Source organism: Streptomyces colwelliae, from assembly GCF_048158785.1.
Classification (GTDB): Bacteria; Actinomycetota; Actinomycetes; order Streptomycetales; family Streptomycetaceae; genus Streptomyces.
On sequence record NZ_JBLTJC010000605.1, the window covers coordinates 1 to 4047 of the forward strand.

General features: G+C 70.1%; 5 protein-coding genes and 1 pseudogene. 4 read left to right on the forward strand and 2 right to left on the reverse strand.

Features of this window, described 5'->3' with window-relative positions; all coding sequences use genetic code 11:
- Positions 1-228 precede the first annotated feature (228 nt).
- From ACNFOC_RS51765 to ACNFOC_RS51775, 3 genes are all read left to right on the forward strand, one after another.
- Positions 229-777 carry a SigE family RNA polymerase sigma factor gene (locus ACNFOC_RS51765; RefSeq protein WP_416965927.1) on the forward strand — a complete coding sequence of 183 codons (549 nt, stop codon included), beginning with the start codon at positions 229-231 and terminating at the stop codon, positions 775-777.
- Positions 777-1616 (forward strand): hypothetical protein, encoded by an 840-nt coding sequence (locus ACNFOC_RS51770; protein WP_416965928.1) that lies wholly within the window; start codon positions 777-779, stop codon positions 1614-1616. Before ACNFOC_RS51765 ends, ACNFOC_RS51770 begins: the two co-directional genes overlap by 1 nt.
- Positions 1617-1747: 131 nt before the next feature.
- Positions 1748-2710, forward strand: coding sequence for a GNAT family N-acetyltransferase (locus tag ACNFOC_RS51775; RefSeq protein WP_416965929.1), 963 nt, complete (start codon positions 1748-1750; stop codon positions 2708-2710).
- On the opposite strand, the gene ACNFOC_RS51780 is transcribed toward ACNFOC_RS51775, so the two are convergent.
- Together ACNFOC_RS51780 and ACNFOC_RS51785 are read right to left on the reverse strand one after the other, a co-directional pair.
- Positions 2669-2845, reverse strand: a complete 177-nt coding sequence (locus ACNFOC_RS51780) for a hypothetical protein (protein ID WP_416965930.1) — start codon at positions 2843-2845, stop codon at positions 2669-2671. The genes ACNFOC_RS51775 and ACNFOC_RS51780 overlap by 42 nt on opposite strands.
- A gap of 43 nt (positions 2846-2888) precedes the next feature.
- Complete coding sequence (locus ACNFOC_RS51785; RefSeq protein ID WP_416965931.1) at positions 2889-3212, reverse strand: hypothetical protein; 324 nt, start codon at positions 3210-3212, stop codon at positions 2889-2891.
- 331 nt (positions 3213-3543) lie between these two features.
- Between ACNFOC_RS51785 and ACNFOC_RS51790 the strand changes: the two are divergent.
- A pseudogene (locus ACNFOC_RS51790) lies at positions 3544-3930 on the forward strand (class I SAM-dependent methyltransferase); the annotation flags it as partial.
- Positions 3931-4047: the final 117 nt, after the last annotated feature.

The window sequence follows — 4047 nt, forward strand, 5'->3', positions numbered from 1 at the left end:
AGGCGTCGAAGGCGTCGACGTCCAGGCCGGGCTGCGGACGGGTGTCCGTGCTGTCGTCGGTTTCGTACGGTGCCATGTCTGCCTTACCTCCGTCGTCGGCGGCGGCTAATCCGTCGTGCACTCGTCCCACCCTGAGCCCAGCACGCGGGCACGGCTTCCAGGAGATTCGAGAAGTGAGGCAACGGTCCGGGCGGCTCATGGACTCCTTTAGACATCTAGGAGGTGCCCATGGGGGATCGCAAGCAGGCTCGGGAGGCTCAGGATGACGGGTTCCAGAGCTTTGTCATCGGCCGCTGGCCGCGGTTGATGCGGACGGCATTTCTTCTCACGGGGGAGCAGCACGCCGCGGAGGATCTGGTGCAGTCGACGCTCGAACAGACCTTTGTGGCCTGGCGCAAGGTCGGCGCGGCCGACGATCCGGAGGCGTACGTACGGCGCGTGATGATCAACGCGCACGCACGCAAGCACCGCAGACGACTCAAGGAGTTCCTGGCGCCCAGGGACGACTCGGGCCTGGTGCGCGAGATCGCCGACACCGGTGACCGCATCGCCCAGGCCGAGGACCGCAGCACCCTGCTGAAGGCACTGGCCCAACTGCCGCCGAGGCAGCGGGAGGCGGTGGTGCTGCGGTACTGGGAGGACCTGACCGAGACACAGACGGCCCAGGCGATGGGCTGCTCGGTCGGCGCGGTGAAGAGCAACGCGGCCAAGGGGATCGCGAAACTCCGCGCCATACCGGGACTCGCCGAGATGGTGACGCAGGGAGGGCGGCAGTGATGAGCGCGGACCGGGAGACGAACCAGACCATGACGGACAGAGACATCGCCCTCCTGCTGGCCGACGCCGCGGACGAGGTCGAGATCGGTATAGCCCCCTACCAGGCGGTGATCCGCGGCGGCCGCCGGCGCCGGGCCCGCCGCTGGGCGCTCGCCACGGCCGCGGCCCTGGTGATCACGGGCGCGTCGGGCACGCTGGCCCTGGCCGGGCTGCGCGACGGGAACGGGATCGAGGTGTCCCCGGCGGTGACGCAGAAGGCGACCGTGCCGTCCACGCCGGAGCAACGGCATGTGTACGTGCCGCAGGAGACCCTGCTCGCGGCGGGCACCGAGCAGGGCGAGGAGTGGTCCATCACGGTCGACGTGTGGGGCGCCCCCCTCACCAAGGCCGAGGCCGAGGCCCAGCTGAAGGCCATGGCCGGCCGCCACGAGGAGCCCTGGGACAAGGACCGCGCGTCCGCACTGGTCGGCAAGATCACGTACTTCGTGCGGCGGGCCTTCGGGAGCGGAGAACCGGGTCTCCTGATGGGTGATTCGGCCGCCAAGGAGGACACCATGGCGGGCACGGACCTCAAGTCGGGCGCGACCTCCCTGGACCCGAAGAAGACCGACGGCCCCCAGCGGCTGGTGGTCGGCCAGGTCGCGAGCACCGCGCAGGCGGTCACCTGCACCTGGAAGGACGGCTCGTCCACGGTGGCCCGCAAGGTGGCCGCGGGGGCCGACGTCAACAGCGGCGAGGCGACGATCCGGCCGGCGGCGGGTTCTCCGGACAGCTGGTTCGTGTGTGTGGCCCCGGCGGGGAAGACCTACGAGTCGGCGGAGGTGACCACCACCGACTAGCGTTGCGGCAGGCCGAGTTCGCGCACCGGGCCGTGACACGTGGCGGTCGACGTTCGTGGTCGACCGTCGCGATCGGCGGCCCCGGAAAACGGTTCGACGGCTTTCCGGGGGCCCTGACACAGTGGCCCACCATGACGAACACGGACGTCGAGCTGGTGACCGCTGCGGACGTGCGGCTTATGCAGGGGCTGGCGCAGCGCGTCACCGCCACCCGCCAGAACCTGGTGAACGCCGAAGCCACGTTCGGCGAGCTGGCCTGGAACTGGGGCAAGGCGCACGCCGACGACGACACGGGAGGCCGGCCGAGTCGGCAGTGGTTCTCCGGCGGGGACCTGGTGGCGTGGGGCTGGGCCCGGCTTCCGCACCGGCTGCGACGGAACGGCGGGTCGGTGAAGGACGTCACCGAGGCCTGTCTCACGTATCAGGTCCGCCCCGACCACGCCGGGCTGGTCGACGAGGTGATCGACTGGTACGACGGCACGGCGGCGGGCATCGAGCGGACGGTGATGCCGAGTTCCGCCGACGAGTTCGCCCTGAAGCGATGGGCGGCGCACGGCTACGAGACCGACTCGGCCGCGCTCGGCGACACGGGGTCCTGGACCCAGCTCAACGAACGGGACCTCACCGACCTGGAACAGCCAGTACTTCCAAGGGGGTTCGGTTTCCGCACCGCCGACGAGGCCGGCCCCGAGGTCGCGGTCCAGGCCCACCTCGACGCCTGGGCCCCCTCGGCATACACGGCCAAGAGCTACGAGGGCGTCCGGCGGGCACCGGGATACCGGGGTGACCTGCACATCCTGGTGGAGGCACCGGACGGCACGATGGCCTCCTCGACCGTCATGTGGCTCGACGAGGCGAACAGGACGGCCGAGTTCGAGCCGGTCGGAACGCATCCGGCCCACCGGCGCCGGGGCTTGGCCAGGGCGATGCTCCTGCACGCGATGCACCGGGCGCGTACGGCAGGCGCCACGCAGGCGACGGTCGCGTGCCTGGGTGCGCCGGGGCATCCCCGGGCACGCGGGCTGTACTACGGCCTCGGGTTCCGGGAGCTGTCACGGGACGTGCCGCTCGTCAAGGGGGCGGGGGTGGGCTGAGGGCTGGTCGGTGCCCTGGTCGGTGCCGTGGTCGGCTCCGGTGGTGGAGGTGGGGTGCTCGATGATGTCCTTCAGCGCACCCAGGGTCAGTCGTTCGAGTTCTCCGACGTCGGCGATATGCCGTGCGTCAGCCATGGCCACGACGTCGGGGGTGGGCCAAACGCGCGACGACCGGCTCTCACGGCCAGAGCGGCGTATTCAACTCAAGAGACGAGAGGGTCTCGCCCGCTGACAGGGCCAGTGCGACTCCCGTGCCGACGCCGGGTGCGGCCGCGGTTCCTCCCACTGCGGCACCCGTCCCGGTCAGGGCGCTGACGTACATCCGCTCCAGATTGCGGATCACCTGTGCCGGTGTCGCCTCCGGGTTCCGCTGGCGGGCCCGGGCGATGTTCTTCTGCACCAGTGGGCTCTGGGCGGCGAGTGCCCTGTCCCTGAGGGCGAGGACTCGCTGCCCACGTGGGGCTGCCGCCGGTTCCGGCTCGTCGGGGGCACCAGTTGCCATGCTTTGGACTCCCTAGGTCGCTACGTCCCAAGTGAGTGTCGCACTCGACGAGTTGAGTGGACCATGCACCAGATGGATCAGGCCGCCAACCACAAGAAGAAGGGCCGTCGGCGCGGTCGGGACTGCCGTCCTGGTGACCCTCGGGCAGGGCGCAGGCACGGTTCCGGCCCGTCCCCGGAATGGCGTCCTTCCGGTGTCGACTCCCGCCCCGTACAGGGGAGTTGACGGGGTTCGCGCGAGCGTCCCGGGTGGGTGTTGACCTGGGCTTTCGGGTCGGTCGCTTCTACGATCGGTGGATCGGAGAGGGGGCCGGATGGACCGGACGGATCGGATGGACAGGAACCAGCGTGGGCGTGACATTCGGACAGTCGACGACGTACTCCGGCTCCTGGACGGGCTGTTCGCACCGGAGGCCGATCGTTGGACCTCCGGGGCGGCCTCCTGGTGGGACGGGTTCTATGCCGACCGTGACAAGCCAGTGCCGTTCTTCGTGGCGAAGCCGGACGAGAACCTGGTCGGGTATGTCGACCGGGGGCTGATAGGCGGGGGCGGCCGTGCGCTGGACCTGGGGTGTGGTCCGGGGCGCAATGCCCTTCAACTGGCCGCGCGGGGCTTCGAGGTGGACGGTGTGGATCTGTCGCCGACGGCTGTCGCGTGGGCGCCGGCCGATGTCGAGAGGCTCGACGCGGATCCGGTGCGCTGCCTGGACGCGGATGCGTCGAAGGCGATGGTTGCGGAGAACGACGCAGGCCGGATTCTCCTTGGGAGCAGCCGAGATCGGCCCAACTCCCGTGTGCACGCGAAATCACGCGAGACGGTTTAAACGTAGTCAATG